16 protein-coding genes are annotated in these 19789 nt (G+C 64.0%); 3 read left to right on the top strand and 13 right to left on the bottom strand.

Annotated elements, in window-relative coordinates:
* Positions 1-398: 398 nt before the first annotated feature.
* Entirely contained in the window at positions 399-1415 is a 1017-nt protein-coding gene (locus ACSBQT_RS04170) for an epimerase (protein ID WP_410709909.1), read from the top strand.
* Between the two features lie 51 nt (positions 1416-1466).
* On the opposite strand, the gene ACSBQT_RS04165 is transcribed toward ACSBQT_RS04170, so the two are convergent.
* Positions 1467-2378: a rhodanese-related sulfurtransferase gene (locus ACSBQT_RS04165; protein WP_172175061.1), complete on the bottom strand. Its 912-nt coding sequence runs from the start codon at positions 2376-2378 to the stop codon at positions 1467-1469.
* Positions 2379-2515: 137 nt separating this feature from the next.
* On the opposite strand from ACSBQT_RS04165, the gene purL reads away from it, so the two are divergent.
* Complete coding sequence (gene purL / locus ACSBQT_RS04160) at positions 2516-4900, top strand: phosphoribosylformylglycinamidine synthase subunit PurL (RefSeq protein ID WP_410709908.1); 2385 nt, start codon at positions 2516-2518, stop codon at positions 4898-4900.
* A gap of 130 nt (positions 4901-5030) precedes the next feature.
* Here the strand turns inward: purL and ACSBQT_RS04155 are convergent, their stop codons facing one another.
* Positions 5031-5372: a hypothetical protein gene (locus tag ACSBQT_RS04155; protein WP_139469922.1), complete on the bottom strand. Its 342-nt coding sequence runs from the start codon at positions 5370-5372 to the stop codon at positions 5031-5033.
* 245 nt (positions 5373-5617) lie between these two features.
* Here ACSBQT_RS04155 and ACSBQT_RS04150 point away from each other — a divergent pair, with 245 nt between their 5' ends.
* Entirely contained in the window at positions 5618-6847 is a 1230-nt protein-coding gene (locus tag ACSBQT_RS04150) for a cobalamin-independent methionine synthase II family protein (RefSeq protein WP_410709907.1), read from the top strand.
* Positions 6848-6931: 84 nt separating this feature from the next.
* Here ACSBQT_RS04150 and ACSBQT_RS04145 read toward each other — a convergent pair whose 3' ends face one another.
* The 11 genes from ACSBQT_RS04145 to ACSBQT_RS04095 all read right to left on the bottom strand — a co-directional run bounded on the left by ACSBQT_RS04145 (position 6932) and on the right by ACSBQT_RS04095 (position 19678).
* The gene (locus ACSBQT_RS04145; protein WP_181272528.1) at positions 6932-8332 is read right to left on the bottom strand and encodes a TIGR01777 family oxidoreductase; all 1401 of its coding nucleotides are present in this window, start codon (positions 8330-8332) and stop codon (positions 6932-6934) included.
* A gap of 240 nt (positions 8333-8572) precedes the next feature.
* A complete protein-coding gene (gene betC, locus ACSBQT_RS04140) occupies positions 8573-10177 on the bottom strand; it encodes a choline-sulfatase (protein ID WP_410709906.1) in 1605 nt (534 codons plus the stop codon).
* On the bottom strand, positions 10174-12384 hold the full coding sequence (locus ACSBQT_RS04135; protein ID WP_410709905.1) for a BCCT family transporter: 2211 nt from the start codon (positions 12382-12384) through the stop codon (positions 10174-10176). The genes betC and ACSBQT_RS04135 overlap by 4 nt, the downstream gene beginning before the upstream one ends.
* A 183-nt stretch (positions 12385-12567) precedes the next feature.
* Positions 12568-12699 (bottom strand): hypothetical protein, encoded by a 132-nt coding sequence (locus ACSBQT_RS04130; protein WP_410709904.1) that lies wholly within the window; start codon positions 12697-12699, stop codon positions 12568-12570.
* Positions 12700-12850: 151 nt separating this feature from the next.
* On the bottom strand, positions 12851-13165 hold the full coding sequence (locus tag ACSBQT_RS04125; protein ID WP_139469916.1) for a DMT family transporter: 315 nt from the start codon (positions 13163-13165) through the stop codon (positions 12851-12853).
* On the bottom strand, positions 13162-13521 hold the full coding sequence (locus tag ACSBQT_RS04120; protein WP_139469915.1) for an SMR family transporter: 360 nt from the start codon (positions 13519-13521) through the stop codon (positions 13162-13164). Before ACSBQT_RS04120 ends, ACSBQT_RS04125 begins: the two co-directional genes overlap by 4 nt.
* Positions 13518-14120 (bottom strand): TetR/AcrR family transcriptional regulator, encoded by a 603-nt coding sequence (locus ACSBQT_RS04115; protein ID WP_435000956.1) that lies wholly within the window; start codon positions 14118-14120, stop codon positions 13518-13520. The genes ACSBQT_RS04120 and ACSBQT_RS04115 overlap by 4 nt, the downstream gene beginning before the upstream one ends.
* 119 nt (positions 14121-14239) lie before the next feature.
* Positions 14240-15031 (bottom strand): ABC transporter ATP-binding protein, encoded by a 792-nt coding sequence (locus ACSBQT_RS04110; RefSeq protein WP_039209292.1) that lies wholly within the window; start codon positions 15029-15031, stop codon positions 14240-14242.
* A 5-nt stretch (positions 15032-15036) separates the two neighbouring features.
* On the bottom strand, positions 15037-16020 hold the full coding sequence (locus tag ACSBQT_RS04105; RefSeq protein WP_039209291.1) for an ABC transporter permease: 984 nt from the start codon (positions 16018-16020) through the stop codon (positions 15037-15039).
* A 145-nt stretch (positions 16021-16165) separates the two neighbouring features.
* Positions 16166-17143 carry an ABC transporter substrate-binding protein gene (locus tag ACSBQT_RS04100; RefSeq protein ID WP_410709902.1) on the bottom strand — a complete coding sequence of 326 codons (978 nt, stop codon included), beginning with the start codon at positions 17141-17143 and terminating at the stop codon, positions 16166-16168.
* Between the two features lie 264 nt (positions 17144-17407).
* Positions 17408-19678, bottom strand: a complete 2271-nt coding sequence (locus tag ACSBQT_RS04095; protein ID WP_410709901.1) for a S9 family peptidase — start codon at positions 19676-19678, stop codon at positions 17408-17410.
* Between the last annotated feature and the right edge of the window lie 111 nt (positions 19679-19789).

Below are 19789 nucleotides of genomic sequence, written 5' to 3'. Positions count from 1 at the left end.
ACCACTGTTTGGCCAGATGATTGTCTCACCAGAAAATAATAAATGTTCTGGCATCACAACTTGTTCAAACAAACACGCTATTGGATTCTCAAACCACAAACACACACCCATCACCACACCACACAAAAATGCAGCATGTTCACTGGAGGTATCAGTTTCATTTTTCGGTTACCCACCCGATCGCCTGAACCCGTGGAACAAACCGTGTTTGTCCTGGTCAGACCCAGTAGAAACAGTGTCTCGAAGACCGTGTTTCCGGCGGGGCAACGAGATATAACTCTAGACCACCCCAGAGCCACCGCGCAAATCCAAAACCGACTTTCTCCACGTGACACCCACCACACAGGTTCTGTGCCGCACCGATCGCTCCACGAACGAGGGGTGTTAGCGTCCTGAGTATGAGCACGGAACCCACAGACACATCGCTGACAAGCACTCATGCTCCGATCGCCGTCGTCGCCGGGGCGTCGGGGTTCATCGGCGGCGAGCTGCTCGATGCGCTCAACTCCTGGGGGTACGCGACGCGAACGATCGGCCGCTCCCCTGCCTCCGCCGACGCCATCTGGGACCGTCCCGACCGAATCGCCGAACTCATCGACGGTGCAGACCTGCTCATCAACCTCGCCGGTCGCAGCGTCGGATGTCGGTACACGGACGCCAACCGGCAGGTCATCTGGGACTCCCGAGTCGATACGACCCGCGCTCTCAATACGGCCGTGGCAGCCGCCTCGGCGCCGCCGCGTCTGTGGATCAACTCGAGCACGGCCACCATCTACCGTCACGCAATGGATCGACCGCAGACCGAGGACGACGGCGACATCGGCGAAGGGTTCTCGGTCGACATCGCCAAGGCCTGGGAGAAGGAATTCTTCGCCGAAGATCTGCCCGCGACCAGACGAGTCGCGCTGCGGATGGCGATCGTGCTCGGTGACGGAGCGGCGTTGAACATGTTGGCCATCGCGGCCAGATTCGGCGCGGGAGGAGCCCAGCATGAAGGGCGCTGGTTCCCGCACCGGCGCTATCGCGGGATCGGACCGGCGGCTTCCGGGCCGACGGTCTGGCGAGGACACCCGCCGACTCACGGACGACAGCGGTTCAGCTGGGTCCATATCGACGACGTGCTCCGGGCAATCTGGTTCATCGACGACCATGAGGAGCTCAGTGGCCCGATCAACGTCTCGAACCCACAGGTCTCGGACAATCGCTCACTGATGAAAGCGCTGCGCAAGGCAGTGCGCATGCCCGTGGGAATTCCTGCACCCAGATGGCTGCTCGAGATCGGGATGACCGTCCTGCGTCAGGAGTCGGAACTCGTGCTCAAGAGTCGGTGGGTGCTGCCGGCACGACTCGAAGCAGCCGGGTTCGACTTCAGGTGGACCGACGTCGAGGCGGCGACGAAACACCTGCTCCGCTGAAGTGTCGGGCGCGGGACTCTCCCGTCTCCGAGGAAGGGCAAGATTACGCGCTCAGCCGACGGCCGCCTCGGCGGGGATTCCCTGCTCGACGCAGTCGGCGCAATAGGGCTGCAGACCCTTGTCCGTGCAATCGGCGCACCGTAGGTACTGTCTGCGGCACTCGAGGTTCGCACAGTTGACGAACTCCGGCGTCTTCCTGTCGCAGGACACGCAATGCCCGATGGATTCGACATTGTCACCGAACTCGACGTGCATGCGCTTGTCGAAGACGTAGAGCGAACCGTCCCAGTAGCCGGAGCTGCCGAAGGTCTCGCCGTAACGGACGATGCCGCCATCGAGCTGATAGACCTCTTCGAACCCGCGGTTCTTCATGAGCACGGACAGGACCTCGCAGCGGATTCCGCCGGTGCAGTAGGTGACGACGGGTTTGTCTTTGAGGTCGTCGTATTTGCCGGATTCGATTTCGGCGATGAAGTCGCGCGTGGTGTCGGTGTCGGGAACGATCGCGTCCCGGAACTTCCCGATCTGTGCTTCCATCGCATTGCGGCCGTCGAAGAAGACGACCTCTTCGCCGCGTTCGTCGAGGAGTTTGTGCAGGGCTCCCGGTTTGAGGTGCTGACCTCCGCCTTGGACTCCGTCTTCGGTCACGGTGATCTCATCAGGAGTGCCGAAGGTGACGAGTTCGTCGCGGACCTTCACGCTCAGCCGCGGGAAGTCATCGCCCTGGCCGTTCGACCATTTGATGTCCGCACCTTTGAAAGGCGCATACGACTTCGTTGCCCGCACGTACTGCTTCACCTCGAAGATGTCCCCGCCGACCGTGGCGTTGATCCCGTCCTTCGACACAATGATCCGCCCCTTGAGCCCGAGGCTCTCGGCCAGGGTGTGCTGCCACAGTTTGACCGCTTCGGGGTCGGGCAGCGGAGTGAAGACGTAGAACAGGACGATCTTGGGAGTTGCCATGGCCCCTATTCTAAGACGGCGCAGCGTGCCGAGCTCGCCGAGGCGGCCCATCCGTGGACGCGCTTCGCCCCCGCGGTGAGGACACGGCTAAGATTGGCCGTGAGTGCCGTGTCGTATGAAAGGGCCCCGAAGAGGACATGACGTCTAACCTCAGCTCTGCGGATTCCACGCAGGTCGATTCCCCGCAGAATGCATCGAAGAAGGTCAAGGAGACGGTCGAGTTCGCAGCGGCGAACCCCGACGTCGAGCAGCCTTTCGCCGATCTCGGTCTCACGGCCGACGAATACGAGAAGATCAAGGCGATCCTCGGACGTCGCCCCACCTCGGCGGAATTGGCCATGTATTCGGTGATGTGGTCCGAGCACTGCTCGTACAAGTCTTCGAAGGTCCACCTGTCCAAGTTCGGTGACAAAGTCACCGAGGACATGAAGAAGCACCTGCTTGTGGGCATCGGCGAGAACGCCGGCGTGGTCGACATCGGGAACGGCTGGGCCGTGACCTTCAAGGTCGAATCCCACAACCACCCCAGCTACGTCGAACCCCATCAGGGTGCGGCCACCGGAGTCGGCGGCATCGTCCGCGACATCATCTCCATGGGTGCGCGCCCGGTCGCTGTGATGGATCAGCTGCGGTTCGGAGCCATCGACCATCCGGACACCGCCCGTGTCGTCCACGGCGTGGTCGCCGGCATCAGCAACTACGGCAATTCCCTGGGCCTGCCGAACATCGGCGGCGAAACCGTCTTCGATTCCGTCTATCAGGGAAATCCGCTGGTCAACGCCCTGGCTGTGGGTGTCATGCGCCATGAGGACATCCGTTTGGCCAATGCGTCGGGGCTGGGCAACAAGGTCGTGCTCTTCGGTGCACGCACCGGCGGCGACGGCATCGGCGGTGCCTCGATCCTCGCCTCCGAGTCCTTCGACGATTCGAAGCCCTCGAAGCGCCCCGCCGTCCAGGTCGGCGATCCCTTCGCTGAGAAGGTGCTCATCGAATGCTGCCTCGAGCTCTTCCACGCCGGTGTCGTCGAAGGCATTCAGGACCTCGGCGCTGCGGGCATCTCCTGTGCGACCTCGGAACTGGCGTCCAACGGCGACGGCGGAATGCACATCGCGCTCGACGACGTACTGCTGCGCGATGAGACCCTCACCCCTGAGGAGATCCTCATGTCGGAGTCGCAGGAGCGGATGATGGCCGTCGTCCGTCCCGACCGCCTCGAGGAGTTCCTCGAAATCGTCGGCAAGTGGGAGGTCGAGACCTCCGTGCTCGGCGAGGTCACTGATTCCGATCGTCTCGTCATCGAATGGCATGGCGACGTCATCGTCGATGTGCCTCCGCGCTCGGTCGCCCACGACGGACCCGTGTACAACCGTCCGTTCACCGCACCGTCATGGACCGCCGAGGTGGCTGCGAACACCGTTGAGGCCGCCGGCTTGGCTAAGCCCGAGTCCGACGATGAGCTGCGGTCGACGATGCTGCAGCTCGCGGGGTCGCCGAACCTCGCCTCGAAGTCGTGGATCACCTCGCAGTACGACAAGTACGTCCAGGGCAATACCGCACTGGCCCACCCGGATGATGCCGGTGTCGTCCGCGTCGACGAGGAGTCCGGTCTCGGCGTGGCCATCGCCACCGACGCCAACGGCCGCTACAGCTTCCTCGACCCGGCGCGCGGTGCCCAGTTGGCTCTGGCCGAGGCCTACCGCAATGTCTCGACCTCAGGTGCCATTCCGCGTGCGGTCACCGACTGCCTGAACTTCGGATCGCCCGAGGATCCGGAGATCATGTGGCAGTTCGCGCAGGCCGTCGAAGGCCTCGCCGACGCTTGCCAGGACATGGGAATCCCGGTCACCGGCGGCAATGTGTCCCTGTACAACCAGACCGGCGGAGTGGCCATCCACCCGACTCCGGTCGTCGGTGTGCTCGGTGTCTTCGATGACGTCACCCGCGCCACCCCGAGTGGGTGGCAGGAACCGGGCCAGACCATCTATCTGCTCGGCACCACCGAGGCGGAGCTCGACGGATCGGCGTGGGCCGACGTCACGGCCGACCACCTCGGCGGGGTTCCTCCGCAGTACAAGCCGGCGGCGGAGAAAGAACTCGGCGAGATCCTCATCAACTGCTCGCGCGACGGCATGATCGATGCCGCGCACGATCTGTCCGAGGGCGGGCTGTCGCAGGCCCTCGTCGAATCGTCGCTGCGCTATGGCACGGGTGCCCGGATCTGGCTCGACGAGGTCTGCGAGCGTGACGGCATCGACGTGTTCACCGCGCTGTTCTCCGAATCGACGGCGCGTGCGATCGTCGCCGTGCCGCGGTCGGAAGAGGTCCGTTTCAAGGACATGTGCACAGCCCGGCGGTTCCCGTTCGTGCGCATCGGCATGACCGATGCCGGCGACGGAGCTCCCGAGCTCGAGGTCGTCGACCACTTCTCGATCGGACTCGACGAACTCGGCCAGGCCCACGAGGGTACGCTGGCTGATCGCTTCGGCGGCAGCGTCGCGGCGGTGACCGAAACCGCGGTCTGAGCCACGACCGGCGAAGACTGTCACGAGACGGCCTCTCGGCCTCGATACGACCAGCTGCGGTTGGTCTTGTCGAGGCTGAGGGGCCGTCTCGCTGTCGCGCTGAGTCCGATCGCCCTGCTGGGCGTGACGGTCACGAAGGCGGGTCGGCAGACTTCTCACATTCGCGCTTGCTGCGGCGCAACCGGTCACGCAGCGGTCCGACTACGCCCCAGGCGAGAGCGGTGAAGACGGCGACAATCGTCCAATAGATCAGCCAGAAGGAATCAGCCCAGCCCGCGATCGCGATTCCGATGACCAGTAACGCGATGGTGATCGCCGAGGGGCACCGGGAGCACCAGAGCATGACCCGAGCGAACTGTTCGGTCTGGGCAGCCGCCGCAACGGAAGTGCCGGGGATGCCCGTTTGACCGGCCTTCTGCTGGGGCGGCAGCGCCCGACTCACACCGGGTGTCTGCGGCTGTATCGAACTCATGTTTTCACTCTAGGACTAGGCGGCGGACGACAGTGTCCTCTGAAGTGGCAATGCTGACATGTGTATGGCGACGCCTGACATAGCAGCGCGGCCCATCCGCGACGTGACCGAAGATGACAGTCTCCACTCATGCACGACTGCGAATGTGATTGCCTGAAGAAGAACGATGCGGCTTCAGCCTTTCCGCGGCCGCCGACTCAGAAGCGCAGACGAACGACACCACATTCAAGGAAGAGGAGCCAATCATGGCAACGATTCGCACATCCCACGCAGGATCCTTACCCCGCACTCCCGAGCTCATCGAGGCCAACAAGGTCAAGCAGGCGCAGAACACCGCCCGTCTCGCCGGCGAATTCGTTTCGCAGGAACAGGAGCAGGAGTTCGACGAGCTCCTCGCCGCCAGTGTCACCGACCTCGTCAAACGCCAGAAGAACCTGGGCATCTCACTGCCCAACGACGGCGAGTACGGTCACGCCATGGCCGCCGACTTCGACTACGGCGCCTGGTGGCACTACTCGTTCGCCCGCACCGGTGGGCTCGAGCTCCACGATATCGACCTCTGGGAGATCCCGGCGAACCGTTCGACCCCGGGCAATATCGTGCTCACGAGCATGCCCGACCGCCGCGATCGCAACCTCTTCCCGAACGTCTACACGGATCCGAAGGCCGGCACCGACACCGGCCAGCAGCCGCAGTTCCCGAAGGCCACCGGCCCGATCAGCTACATCGGTCAGGACCAGGTCAACCGTGACATCGCGAACCTCAAAACAGGTCTGGCCGCCGCCGGCTACGACGAGCGCGCCGGTTACATCAACGCCCTCTCCCCCGGCTCGGCCTCCCGCATCGCCAATGAGTACTACTCAAGCGATGAGGAGTTCATCTGGGCATGGGCCGATGTGCTCCGGGAGGAATACCTCGCCATCACCGAGGCGGGGCTGACCGTCCAGATCGACGATCCGTCCCTGGCGGAGAACTTCGACCAGATCAACCCTGAACCGTCGTTCGATGACTACCGCACGTTCATCCAGGTCCGCATCGACGCGCTCAACCATGCGCTGCGCGGAATCGACCCGGCGCAGGTGCGCGTGCACACCTGCTGGGGTTCCTGGCACGGACCGCACGTCACCGACCTGCCGTTCATCGAGATCGTCGACCAGGTGCTCTCGATCAATGCCGCCGGCATCACGTTCGAAGCCGCGAACGTCCGCCACGAACACGAGTGGCGGATCTGGGAAGAGAAGAAGCTGCCCGAGGGCAAGTACATCATCCCGGGAATCGTCTCCCACTCGACCAACGTCGTCGAGCATCCCGAGCTCGTCGCCGAACGCATCGGCCGGTTCGCCAAGCTCGTCGGACCCGAGAACGTCGTCGCCTCCACCGACTGCGGGCTGGGCGGCCGAGTCCACCCGGACATCGCCGTCGCGAAGCTGCAGTCTCTGACCGAAGGTGCGGAGATCGCCTCGAAGCGCTTCTGACCCAGTACCGCGAAAACAGCAGTAACAGCAGAAACACCGGTCCCCTCCGTTAGGCTCACATGCCGAACGGCGGGGACCTCTGTATTACGCCCCGCCGCCGAGCTCCTCCTCGAAGCAGTCGCTCAATGTCGGGTGGGCGAACTGGTATCCGGTTTCCTGCAGCTTCTCCGGCACCACCCGCTGGTCGGCCAGAGCGAGCTCCTTCGCACCGTCACGGCCGAGCATGATCTCCGTGATGAACCCGGGCGTCGGGATCCACGCGGGTCTGCGAAGGTGAGCGGCGAGCGCCTCGGCGAATTCCGCCTGCGTGACAAGCTCCGGCGCAACAGCGTTGACCGGCCCGCGCACATAGTCATAGAGGACCGCATGCACATATGACCGCGCAACATCGTCAAGAGAGATCCACGCCAGAGCCTGCTCCCCGCTGCCCAATCGACCGCCGGCACCCGCAAGGAACAGCGGCGCCTGCAGTTTGAGCAGACCGCCCAAGGAGCTGAGCACGACTCCGGTTCGGATCGACACACGTCTGATCCCGACTTCCTCGACACCGGCCGCCGTCTCTTCCCACTTCTGGCATACCTCGGCGAGGAATCCGTCGCCGGCCGGTCCGGTTTCGTCGACCGGTTCGTCAGCTTTCGACCCGTAGTAGCCGACCGCAGAGGCACAGACGAAGACCGACGGACGCTTCGCCTCGGGCAGACCACGCATCGTTTCGACGAGCAGCCTCGTAGAGTCGATTCGAGACGACCAGATCTCATCCTTCGCGTGCTTGGTGAACCGAGTGGCGATGGACCGCCCACCGAGGTGGACCACCGCATCCGCCCACGCGAGGTCCCGTGGATTGAGGATTCCCAGGTCCGGGTTCCAGTGCACCTCGTACGGGAATTTCGGGGTTTCGCGCACCAGCAGTCGGACGAAATGACCCGCAGTGGAGAACAGGGCGGCGACCTGGCGTCCGATCATTCCGCTGCCGCCGGCGATGAGGATGTGTTTGCCCTTCTTCCGCGCCAGCAGCGGCGCGTTCGTGGATTCGAGGAAATCGATGTCCATGAGCATCCGCTTGCGGCGGGCGTCGAAAGTGGCTTCAAGGTAGTGGGTGAGGCCCCGGTCGATGACGTCGAAGCCCTGCGGAGCCATGGAGAATTCGATGTGGTCGTCGATCTTCGTCCCGCCGGCGACCGAGGTGAACTCGTGCGTGTGCTTCCACTGGCTCAGCGGTCCCTTCTTCAGCTCATCGACGAAGGAGAACCGCGACGGCCCCTCCGAATGCACCGAGCTGAACGGCCGCCGCACAAGTCCGTAGGTACCGGGAACGCTCGTCTTCACCTGCGCCACCGAGCCCGGCGCGATCGGAGGATAGCTCTCTTCGACGATCTCCTGCGCCCAGTGAGGCGAGAGGCGGGTCAGCGCTCCTGGCCGAGCATGCCAGTCGAATGTGGTCTCCGCACCGAGCGGAACTTCAGATGTCGACTCAAAGATGGTCATGGAATCCCTCCTACCTCGAATGATGCCACCGGATTCTGAGAATGTGACTCGCAACTCACCTAAGTCCAAGTGAATTGTTGTCGCCGAGGCGACTCACCCTCTCAGCCGACCCGCCGAAGCCGTCCGGCGGGGTCCGCATTCCGCTTCCGCGGGTTAGAAGTGCGGGCGCCCTGATCGAAATCAGGACGCCCACACTTTGAACCAGCGAGTGCAGCGCGAGCCGCTGCAGAAGCCGACGAGTCAGTCGGCGGCCGGGATCTTGCCGAAGCGGAACGCCGACCAGAAGTCTCCGCGCACGTAGCCGTGCTCCGGCTCCGGGTCGAAGTCCCAGTGGCGGACTCGACCGATCTTGAGCGCATCGGCGACGAGCTGGCGGCTGCGCTGCGAAGCGAGCACATGGTCCTCGAGGTGCTCGAGGTCGTAACGGGACTCGAGCTCGGCACGCATCTTCTCCAGCCTCCTGGAGAAGGCCGGGTCCTCGGCCCGGTTGTTCAGCTCATCCGGGTCGTTGGCGAGGTCGAACAGGAGCTCCGGATCCCCCGGGCACAGCGTGAGCTTGAGATCCCCACGGACCAAAGTGACCTGCGGCTTGTACGTGCCTTCTGCGAAGTATTCGATGACGACATCGCGGTTCTCCGTCCCGAGTTCGCCGGCGGCTTCTCGCCGAGCCGTCTCCAGCAGGGACGTCCCGACCAGACCTTCCTCGATCGCCGAGGCGGGCTCAGGATCCGCACGGCGTATAGGCAGAAACCTCGCCAAGCCGGATTTCGTGTCCTCCGGCCTCGGGCCTTGGGCGATCTCCACCAGGGTCGGCGCGAGGTCGACGAGGCTGACCGGGGCCGCATACCGGCCCGGGTCGATCACCTCGGCGGGTCCGTTGATGATGAGCGGAACTCGGGAGGACTGCTCGTAGGGCGACATCTTGAACCACAGCCCCTTCTCCCCCAGCATGTCCCCGTGGTCGCTGGTGACGACGATGACGGTGTTGTCCGCCAGGTCGAGCTCTTCGAGCTTGCGCCGGATCGCCCCGACATGGTCGTCGATGTAGTTCACCGCCGCATAGTAGGCACGGCGGGCCCGCCGCACGTCCTCGATTCCCGGTTCGCGTTCGTCGAAACCGCACATCGTGCGCAGACGGTGGCTGTGCGGGTCGATGGCCGGGTCGGGAACCTCGGGGTGGGCTGAGTCCGGGATGGCCACCTCGGCGAATCGGTCCCAGTTGGCCTTCGGCGGTTCATACGGGTCGTGAGGGTGGATGAACGAGGTGACCATGAGGAACGGCTGATCGCACCCGGCAGCCTGGTTCGCGCGCTTGCGGTCGTTGAGGTGGCGCAGGGTTCTGAAGATCACCTCGTCGTCGAAGTCCTGCTGGACGTTCGCGGTCGCCGCACCGGCGGTGAACACGGGGTCCGCCTCGTGGTACCACTGAAGCTTCTGCTCCAGCGGACGGTTCCAGTCGGGCACCATATCGAGATCGGCCGGGTACACGTCCGTTGTCAGGCGCTCTTCGAAACCGTGGTGCTGATCAGGCCCGATGAAGTGCATCCGCCCGATCAGCGCCGTGTGGTAGCCGAGCTTGCGCAGACGGTGGGCGAACGTCGGCACGGACGCAGCGAAGTCGTCGCCGTTGTCCAGGCAGTCGATCTCCGAGGGCATCCGCCCGGTCATCATCGATGCCCGCGACGGCGAGCACAGCGGAGTATTGCAGTACGCACGGTCGAAGACGGCTCCGTCGGCGGCGAGGGCATCCATGTTCGGCGTCAGCGCGGCCGCATCACCATAGGCTCCCAGAGCCTGGGCGGCCATCTGGTCGGCTTGGATGACGACGATGTTCGGGGTGGTCATGGGTGGTCCTCTCTGCGGTCGGGGCCGGAGTCGGCTTCGGAATCGGTCGCTGAATCCGGGTCGGATTCGCTCGCCGAGGCGGTCCCGGAGTCCGCATCGGTCGTGGAGGCGGCGTCCGCCTCGGCGACGGTGGATTCCTCAGTCTCTGCGGAGTCCGCGGTGTTCGTGGAATCGTCGTCCGGGGTCCAGCCGTCGGCCCATTCGCCGGTTTCGTAGTCGAACCCGACGGGTTCGCCGTTCTCGTCCGTGCGCTGGTACCAGTCGGTGTAGTCCCCGTGCTCGGAGTCGATTCCGCCGTTCGCACCGTCACCGGGGTCAGTGGGCACGACCTGGAGGGCGAAGTCGTCACCGTAGGCATCGGCACCGGCGACCACGGCGTTGTCGACCGCGTTGAGCGCGTACTGACGACGCAGCGCCAGCGGGTCCGTCCGCAGCTCCTTGAACCAGGCGACGATGATGAAGAGCATGACGAGCGCGAACGGCACTGCGGTGACGATGACGAGCTGTTGGAGTCCCTCGAGGGCGCTGGCGTCGCCGAGGAGGAGCATGACCACGGCGATGCCGGACATCACCAGACCCCAGAACACGACGACCCACTTCTTCGGCTCCTGATCACCGCGGCTGGTGAGCATGCCCATGACCACCGAGGCGGAATCCGCGGAGGTGATGAAGAAGATCGCGAGGACGATGATGACGACGAACGGCAGCCATTCGACATAGGGCAGGTTGTCGATGAGGGTGAAGAACACCTCGGGGGCTTCCATGCTGTCGGTGAAGCCCGACGCTCCGGACCGGTACATCCAGATCGAGGTTCCGCCCATGATGCCGTAGGCGACGAAGAGCAGCGTCGAGGGGATGAAGATCGTGCCGAGGATGAACTGGCGGATCGAACGGCCGCGGGAGATGCGGGCGATGAAGGTGCCGACGAACGGTGACCAGGAGATCCACCAGGCCCAGTAGTAGACGGTCCACAGGGACTGGAATTCCTGGGTCTCAGCGCCCCAGGACAGGGACCGGCCCATCATATCGAACATCGACCCGAGGTATTCCATGAACGCTGACGGCAGCAGGTTGAGCAGGTAGAGCGTGGGTCCAAGGAACAGCACGAGTGCAACGATGCCGACGGTCAGCACGATGTTGATCGAGGACAGGTAGCGGATTCCGCGCGAGACGCCGGAGACCGCGGAGATGATGAAGCCGAGGGTGAGGACGAGGATGATGATGACGAGCGCGTTGTTCGTCATCGGTCCCGCATCGGCGACGATGCTGACTCCGGTGCCGATCTGCATGGCCGCGATGCCCAGGGCTGCGGCCGTGCCGAAAAGAGTGGCGACGATCGCGAAGATGTCGACGAGTTTGCCGGCGAAGCCCTCGGTCTGGCGTTTGCCGAACAGCGACTGGAAGATCGAGGACAGCAGCAGCGAACGGCCGCGACGGTAGGCGGCGTAGGCGATGGCACCGCCGACGAGGGCGTACATCGCCCAGGCGTGGAAGCCCCAGTGGAAGTAGGTCTGGGCCATCGCACCGTGGAGCGCCTCGGTGGACTCCGGATCATTCGTCAGCGGCGGCGGTGAGATGAAGTAGGTCAGGGGCTCAGAGGGTCCGAAGAAGAGGACGCCGATGCCGATGCCCGCGGCAAAGAGCATGGCGACCCAGGAGAAGGTGGAGAATTCTGAGGTCTCCCCATCCTTGCCCAAGGGAATCTTGCCGTAGGGAGAGAACGCGAGGATGAGCAGGGAGACGAGAATGATGATCGCGACGAGGTTGAACAGCCATCCGACGTTGAGCGTGGCCCAATCGTAGGCAGTCTGAGCGACCGTAGCGACGCTGGAGGGGCTGGTGATGCCCCAGATGACGAAGGCGACGGTGAGGCCGCCGGCGATCGCGAAGATGATCGTGTCCAGCGAGTACTTGCGCCGCTGTTCGTCGATGGCGATTCCGGGCACGAGGATCGGGTGGGTGTCGTGCGGGTAGTGGCCGTGCGTATCTTCGAGATCGGCCTTCACGGGACCGCGAGGGCGGCGGTAGTCGAACTGGCCGAGGTTGCGCCCGGTCTCACGGCCGACGCGTTTGGCGTCGTCCCTCACCCGGCGGGCATCGGCCATGATCCGTTCGCGTGGTGCACGGCGAGCCGCCTCGGTGGTGGAATCGGACTGCTGATCCGGCCCCGGATCCTGTTCGTCGGTTCGGGTGGGGTCATCTGTCATGTGTCGGTTCACACTCTTTCGATTGTTGCGGAAACTGCCGAAATCGATCGGTGCCGTGCACGGAGGCAAACGCATCATGGCCCGATGGCGTGAACGCACATCGGGTACTCGTCGGAAATCAGGTGATGCGACCGGCCGGAGGTCGTCGATCAGGCAGGAGGTCTGCGGATCGGCGATCAGTGACTAGGGCTCGCCGCCCCACCAGCCGATGGCCATGGGTTCCCAGGAATCATTGGCGAAGCCGCAGCTCGGGCGCTCTCGATTCGGGGTCGACCATCCACAGCGTTGGTGGTCGTCGAATTCGAGAGGGGTCATGTCTTCGGACGATAACAGCTTCCTTGACGCTTCACAATAAATTCTCAGCAACGAGCAGGCGAACCGCTGGCCTGGTCGGCCGCTTATGGCCGAGTCAGCCAGACGTGGTCGGGGCAACCGGGTATGGCATGTGCAACCCGGTACGGCCGCGTCAGCCGATCTCGACGAGCATGACGCCGACGGTGATGAAGCCGATCCCGAGGAGTGCCTTCCGCGTCAGCGGGTCCTTCCAGATCACTCGCGAGAGCAGGCAGACCAATGCCACTCCGCAGGCCGCCCACAGACCATAGGCGACGCCGAGCGGCATCCCCTCCGCCAGGGTGCGGCCGAGGAAGAAGAAGGCCGCGGTGTAGCTGATCGCCACAGGGATGAACCAGATCTTGCGCTGCAGTCCGGCGCTTGCACGCAGGCACAGGGTGCCGGCGACTTCGCTGAGGATCGACAGGGCCAACCACAGCCAGCTCATTCGGTCACCTCCGCACCGACGGTCTCGGACTCTTCGGGAGTGCCGGACTCGACGAGGATGACGCCGATGATGATGAGGGCGATCCCGATGATGGCGCCGATGCTCAGGAGCTCACCGAAGAACACGACGCCGAGCACGGCGACGAGCGCGACCCCGCTGGCAGACCAGGTGGCGTAGACGGCACCGAGCGGCATGCCCAGACGCTGGGTGAGGCCGAGGATGAAGAAGGCTGTGGCGTAGAGGACGACGACACCGGGAATCCACACGGGATCGGACACCGATGCGCGCAGCATCAGGGTGGCGGCCACCTCGGCGAGGATGGCCGCGACGAGGAGCAGCAGACGTTTCGAGTTCATTCGGTCACCTCCGTCTCAGTATCGGTAGACGTTTCTTCAGCAGCACCGTCGGACATCTGCTCAGCGGCGTCGATGAGGGCGAGGGCGTGTCGGCACACGGCCGTGAGGTCATCGGAGGGAAACACTCCGGTGGCTTCGGACATCCACGCACCGTCGGCACAGAACCGGGCCGCGGTCAGCAGAGACACCGCCCGATCGTCGAGTCCGGTGGTGTCGAACCACGGGCCGAGGTGTTCACTCCAGGCCCGCGACAGCTTCGGGTGATAGAGCGCATCGGAGAAGATCCAGTAGTCGGCGCGGGAGACCTCAGCGCTGGTGGCCACGGTGACGTAGGCACGGTGCCGGTCGAAGCTCGTCAGGTCCTGACTCGATTGCCCGGTGTGCTTGCACAGTCGCTGCGCCCATTCTTCGGCGGCGTGGTCGACGAGCCCGAGCATGAGCGCTTCCTTCGACGGGAAGTGATACATCAGACCCGGCTTCGTCAGCCCAGCCTTCTGCGCGACCGACTCGAGTGAGATGGTCACACCCTGCACCGAATCATGCGACTCAGCCAGAGCCTTCGCCGCTTCGAGAATCCGCATCCGTCCATCACTTGCCATACCGCTACTTTACCAACCGGTTGGTAAAGTAGCCAAAGCGAAACAAGAGGGCGGCCCGCACCAAATCGGTGCTAGCCGCCCTCTCCCGTACACGCATCAGCCGCGCGCCGGAGCCCTGCTCAGTTCAGCAGCGCCCGGTCGCCCAGAGTCGCTCCCTTGAGTTTCGAGAATTCACCGAGCAGGGTCTCGACGGTCAGGTCCTTCTTCTCCTCGGCCGAAGCCTGGTAGATGATCCGTCCTTCGTGCATCATGATCAGCCGGTTGCCCAGCGCGATCGCCTGCTCCATATTGTGCGTGACCATAAGTGTGGTCAGCCCGTCGGCTTCGACGATCTTCTTCGTCAGGGCCGACACCAGGGCGGCACGCTGCGGGTCGAGGGCAGCGGTGTGCTCGTCGAGCAGCAGGATCCGCGGCTGGGTGAATCCGGCCATGAGCAGGCTCAGCGCCTGCCGCTGACCACCGGAGAGCAGCCCGACCTTCGTCTTCAGCCGGTTCTCCAGGCCGAGTTCGAGAGTGGCCAGCTCGTCCTTGAAGTGTTCGCGCCGCTCCGAGGTCGTCCCCCGCCCCAGCCCACGCGGCTTTCCGCGCTTGAGCGCAAGCGAGAGGTTCTGTTCGATCGTGAGGTCCGGAGCGGTGCCGGCCATCGGGTCCTGGAAGACTCGCCCCAGGTATTTCGCCCGTTTGTACTCGGGCATCTTCGATACCTCGGCGCCGTCGATGGTGATCGAACCCGTGTCGATGGGCAGACGGCCGGAGATGGTGTTGAGCAGCGTCGACTTTCCGGCGCCGTTGGAACCGATGACGGTGACGAAGTCGGATTCGTCGAGTTCGAGCGAGAGCCCTTGCAGCGCCTTGCGTTCGTTGACGGTGCCCGGGAAGAAGGTCTTCGAGATGTTGTCGATCTTGAGCATGGGTCTCAGATCTCCTTCCCTGCCCGGGCGCCGGTGGCCCCGGCGGGGATATCGGCGACTTCGGCCGGGTCCTTCATATCGGTCGTTCCCGCCGGCACCGAGGCGGCCGCGCGGTTTCCGCGCCCGCGAAGCGAGGGAATCCGCTTGAGGAATCCCCATCTGGGCAGCAGCAGTGCGATGACGACGAGCAGCGCGGTTGTCAGCTTCATATCGTTCGTGTCCAGGCCCGCACGCAGGGCGAGGAAGATGATGAGTCGGTAGACGACCGACCCGAGGAGTGCTCCGAGGCTGGCCATGAAGATGTTGCGGCTGCCGAACACTGCCTGGCCGAGGATGACCGAGGCGAGTCCGACGAGGATGAGGCCGATGCCCATGCTGATATCGGAGAATCCCTGGTATTGGGCGATGAGTGCACCGCAGAGGGCGACAAATCCGTTCGACAGCGCCAGGGTGAGCATCGTCGAGTTGTCTGTGTTCACGCCGAGGCTGCGGATCATCTCTTTGTTGTTGCCGGTGGCTTGGATGGCCAGACCAAGATCGGTGGTGAGGAACCAGTCGATGGCGAATTTGAGGATGAGGGCGAACACGAGCAGGATCGCAATCGATGCCCAGCCGCCCATGAGCATGTTCTCGCGCAGCGGGGTGAACACTGTGTCTTCTCGCAGGAGCGGCAGGTTCGCCTTCCCCATGATCCGGAGGTTGATCGACCACAAGCCGATCATCGTGAGGATTCCGGCGAGCAGTCCGTCGATGCCGCCCTTCGTATGGAGCAGGCCGGTGATGTAGCCGGCGATGAGTCCCGCGCCGATTGCGGCGAGAGTGGCCAGGAAGGGGTTGACCCCGGCGATGATGAGGGAGGCTGCGGTGGCGCCGCCCGTAGTGAAGCTTCCGTCGACGGTGAGGTCGGGGAAGTTGAGGACCTTGAAGGTCAGATAGACCCCGAGCGCCATCGCGCCGTAGATGAGCCCGAGCTCCAATGCTCCGAACATGGGTTTCCGTTCATTTCTGGTGTGTGGTTCGTGGTGGCCCCGAGGTCGTCGGCGGGAGCGCCGGCGGCCTCGGGGCCGGTGACGTCGGTGCGGTCGGAGAAGTCAGGACTCCACGCACCGGGTCACAGGGTGTGACTGGTGTCGGTTACTCGATGACCTTGTCGGCTTCGTCGACGAGCTTCTTCGGAATCTCGACGCCCTGGGCCTTGGCAGCCTTCGGGTTGACGACGAGTTCGAGGTTCGAGCTGGTCTCGACGGGCATCTCGGCGGGCTTCTTTCCGCCCTGGAGGATCTTCAGAGCCATTTCACCGGTCTGTTCACCGAGCTTCGTGTAGTCGATGCCGCGGGTGATCGCCGCACCGGATTCGACTTGGCCGGCTTCCGACCCGACGAGCACAGCCTTGTTCTTCTCTGCCGCCTGGACCATCGTCGACACTGCCGAGACCACGTTGTTGTCGGTGGGCACGTAGTAGGCGTCGACCTTGCCGAGCGAGTCCACTGCCTGAGCGAGTTCGCCCGAGTTCGCGATCGTCGCTTCCTTGATCTTCACGTCGAGGCCCTTTGCGGCCTTCTTCGCGAGATCGACCTGCACCTGCGAGTTGACCTCACCGGAGCTGTAGACGATGCCGACGGTCTTCGCATCGGGCTTGACGTCCTTGACCAGCTTCAGCTGCTCTTCGACCGGGTTGAGGTCGGAGGTGCCGGTGACGTTGCCGCCGGGCTTGTCGTTGGAGTCGACGAGTCCGGCTTCTTCGGCGTCGGTGACGGCGGTGAAGAGCACGGGCTTGTCGGAGATCGCCTGAGCTGCGGCCTGGGCGGCCGGGGTAGCGACAGCCAGAACCAGGTCGAGGTCGTCGCTGGCGAACTGCTGGGCGATCGAGGTCGCATTGGCCTGTTCGCCCTGGGCGTTCTGCACATCCCATTCGACGTCGACGCCGGCGTCCTCGAAGGACTTCTTGAAGCCTTCGGTGGCGGCGTCGAGCGCCGGGTGCTGCACGAGCTGCGAGACGCCGATGGAGAACGAATCGCCTTCGCCGCCTCCGCTCTCACCGCCGCCGCAGGCCGAAACCGCAAGAATCGAACCGACTGCCACCATCGCTGTGGCTACTTTCCTGAGACGCATTCTTCTCCCTTTCGGAATTTCGGTCCGCCGGTGCGGATCCGTCACGAATTCTGCATTCGGCACCGTTTTCCCTCGCGCGCAAGGAAATGACGGCAATGCAGATGAATGATGCGCCGCCTTCACCCAGACCGTTCTGAGATCATGACGCGCATCACGTCGAATGTGATGATATCCACTGTATGGCCCGGCACTGACACCGGGTGCCGAATCCGGGTTTTGGAGACAATCGTCCCAGTATCGTTATCTGCGGCGACAGACGTCCCCTCAGGCCTCTATTTCGACATCCGATCGTCCCAGCACATCGAGGATCCATGCGTACTCGAAGGCAGTTTCCTTCCAGGTGTCATACCGCCCGGAGGCTCCGCCGTGTCCGGCAACCATTTCGGTCTTGAGCAGGGCGTTCGCACCGACCTCACGGAGTCGGGCAACCCATTTCGCGGGTTCGACGTAGAGGACTCGGGTGTCGTTGAGCGAGGTCACGGCCAAGATCTGCGGGTAGGCCGCCTCGGTGACGTTTTCGTAGGGAGAGTACGAGCGCATGTATTCGTAGACCTCCGGATCGTGCAGCGGGTCGCCCCACTCCTCCCATTCGATGACGGTCAGCGGCAGCTCGGGCATGAGGATCGAGGTCAGCGCGTCAACGAAGGGCACTTCGGCGCTGATGCCGGCGAAGAGCTCGGGCGCCATGTTCGCGATCGCGCCCATGAGCAGTCCGCCGGCCGATCCGCCGCTGGCCACGAGCCGGTCCGGGCTCGTCCACCCGGTGTCGATGAGGTGGCGGGCGACGTCGATGAAGTCAGTGAACGTGTTCTTCTTCGCCGTCGTCTTGCCCTGGTCGTACCAGTGTCGGCCCATTTCGCCGCCGCCGCGCACGTGGGCGATGGCGAAGACGACTCCGCGGTCGAGCAGTGACAGCCGGGAGACCGAGAAATACGGGTCCATGCTCGCTTCGTAGGAGCCGTATCCGTAGAGGAGGAGCGGTTTCGCCGAGGCGGCACCGTCATTCGTCGCGCTCGCGCCGTCGCCTGCCCCCTTCGTCGCCGAGGCGGTGCTGTCGTCATCGTCGAAACGGTGAAGGTCCTTGCGGAAGACGACCGAGATCGGGATTTCGGTGCCGTCTTCGGCCTTCGCCCACAGCAGGGTTTCGGTGTAGTCGTCGAGGTCGACCGAGCCGAGAACGGGCTGACGCTTGAGAACCGTGTGAGTGCCGTCTGCGACGCTGTGCGAATAGATCACGGCGGGTGTGGACATGGAGGTGAAATGCAGTCGGATGCTCGTCTGCTCGAACTCGGGGTTGCTGCCTACGTAGAGTGCCCCGGTCTCTCGGCCGAAGGGGAGCTCCTGCAGCGGACCGAACGGAGAGGAGGAATCCCCCAGGAGGATGATGCCGACACGCGCGAATCCGCCGCGACGGTATCCGAGCACGATGAAGTCGGCGAAGGCATCGACGTCCTCGATGCGCAGGTCCTCGATGCGCACTTCGTCGTTGCCGTCGGCATCGGACTCGGTGACGATGACGTCGCGGCCGGGCGAGGTTGGATCGGCAGCGGGGACGTCGACGAGGTCGAAGTCGGCGCGATCGCGATTGTGGGTGATGAGGAACCGGTCCTCACCGCCGATGACGGCGTGCTCGACGTTGTATTCGACGCCGTCAGTTCGGGGCCAGATCTCCTGCGGTTCGGCTTCAAGGTCGTCGGCGCTGATGCTCCAGTATCCGGTCGTCGTCTTCGATCCGGTGACGACGAACATCATCCGGCCCGAACGCGAGAAACCCGATCCGACGAAGAAGCGCTCATCGGGTTCGTGGAAGATGCACACGTCGTCGCTGCTGTCGGTGCCGACGACGTGGCGCCACACCTTCTCGGGTCGCCAGGCGTCGTCGACGGTGGTGTAGAAGACGAAGCGTCCGCTCAAGTCGAGGGAGGCTCCGGCGAAGGTGCCGTCGATCGTGTCGGGGAGGTCGTCTCCCGTGGCGAGGTCGCGAACGCGGAGAGTATAGCGTTCGTCGCCGGTGGTGTCGACGCCGTAGAGGAGACTGCTGCCGTCATCTGAGAGTGAGAAGGAGCCGAGGGAGAAGAACTCCTGACCTTCGGCGGCGATGTTCGAGTCGAAGACGACCTCTTCGCCGGGCAGAGATTCCTCGCCGACCTCCGGCGGGGTCCAGTCATCAGGTCCGGAGATGGGGATGCGGACGCTGATGCCGTAGTCGAGTCCGGCCTTCGTGCGGGAGAAGTACCAATAGTTCCCGCGCCGGTTGGGCACCGACATATCGGTCTCTTTGATGCGCGTCTTGATCTCGGTGAAGATCGAGTCCCGCAGTCCTTCAAGCTGAGCGGTCTGTGCGGTCGTCCATTCGTTCTCTGCTTCGAGGTGGGCGATGACCTCGGGGGATTCCTTCTCTCGCATCCACTCGTAGTCGTCGATGAAGGTGTGGCCGTGGTGGGTGCGCTCGAAGGGGACTTTCTTCGCCACCGGCGCAGATGTCGGGGTCGCGGTCGTCGAGGAGGCGGTGTCGCTGCCGGAAGTTTCGCTCATGACGCCAGCCTAGTGGCAGACTCAGGAACACCCGCACCTCATCACCGCCCCTCCCCTCACCAGCGACTGCTCTCTTCGACACCACCCTTTGAGCAGAATGCAATCAACGCG

This window comes from Brevibacterium sp. H602, assembly GCF_051172395.1.
Classification (GTDB): domain Bacteria; phylum Actinomycetota; class Actinomycetes; order Actinomycetales; family Brevibacteriaceae; genus Brevibacterium.
Note: the sequence above shows the minus strand (reverse complement) of the source record. Positions and strands in the feature narration are given on the sequence as shown.

What these genes read in the sequence shown, in the direction of transcription:
- ACSBQT_RS04125 (WP_139469916.1), bottom strand. Translation starts at nt 13,165, where the DNA reads ATGAGCTGGCTGTGGTTGGCCCTGTCGATCCTCAGCGAAGTCGCCGGC.
- ACSBQT_RS04150 (WP_410709907.1), top strand. Translation starts at nt 5,618, where the DNA reads ATGGCAACGATTCGCACATCCCACGCAGGATCCTTACCCCGCACTCCC.
- purL (WP_410709908.1), top strand. Translation starts at nt 2,516, where the DNA reads ATGACGTCTAACCTCAGCTCTGCGGATTCCACGCAGGTCGATTCCCCG.
- ACSBQT_RS04115 (WP_435000956.1), bottom strand. Translation starts at nt 14,120, where the DNA reads ATGGCAAGTGATGGACGGATGCGGATTCTCGAAGCGGCGAAGGCTCTG.
- ACSBQT_RS04135 (WP_410709905.1), bottom strand. Translation starts at nt 12,384, where the DNA reads ATGACAGATGACCCCACCCGAACCGACGAACAGGATCCGGGGCCGGAT.
- ACSBQT_RS04110 (WP_039209292.1), bottom strand. Translation starts at nt 15,031, where the DNA reads ATGCTCAAGATCGACAACATCTCGAAGACCTTCTTCCCGGGCACCGTC.
- ACSBQT_RS04120 (WP_139469915.1), bottom strand. Translation starts at nt 13,521, where the DNA reads ATGAACTCGAAACGTCTGCTGCTCCTCGTCGCGGCCATCCTCGCCGAG.
- ACSBQT_RS04155 (WP_139469922.1), bottom strand. Translation starts at nt 5,372, where the DNA reads ATGAGTTCGATACAGCCGCAGACACCCGGTGTGAGTCGGGCGCTGCCG.
- ACSBQT_RS04095 (WP_410709901.1), bottom strand. Translation starts at nt 19,678, where the DNA reads ATGAGCGAAACTTCCGGCAGCGACACCGCCTCCTCGACGACCGCGACC.
- ACSBQT_RS04165 (WP_172175061.1), bottom strand. Translation starts at nt 2,378, where the DNA reads ATGGCAACTCCCAAGATCGTCCTGTTCTACGTCTTCACTCCGCTGCCC.
- betC (WP_410709906.1), bottom strand. Translation starts at nt 10,177, where the DNA reads ATGACCACCCCGAACATCGTCGTCATCCAAGCCGACCAGATGGCCGCC.
- ACSBQT_RS04130 (WP_410709904.1), bottom strand. Translation starts at nt 12,699, where the DNA reads ATGACCCCTCTCGAATTCGACGACCACCAACGCTGTGGATGGTCGACC.
- ACSBQT_RS04100 (WP_410709902.1), bottom strand. Translation starts at nt 17,143, where the DNA reads ATGCGTCTCAGGAAAGTAGCCACAGCGATGGTGGCAGTCGGTTCGATT.
- ACSBQT_RS04170 (WP_410709909.1), top strand. Translation starts at nt 399, where the DNA reads ATGAGCACGGAACCCACAGACACATCGCTGACAAGCACTCATGCTCCG.
- ACSBQT_RS04145 (WP_181272528.1), bottom strand. Translation starts at nt 8,332, where the DNA reads ATGACCATCTTTGAGTCGACATCTGAAGTTCCGCTCGGTGCGGAGACC.
- ACSBQT_RS04105 (WP_039209291.1), bottom strand. Translation starts at nt 16,020, where the DNA reads ATGTTCGGAGCATTGGAGCTCGGGCTCATCTACGGCGCGATGGCGCTC.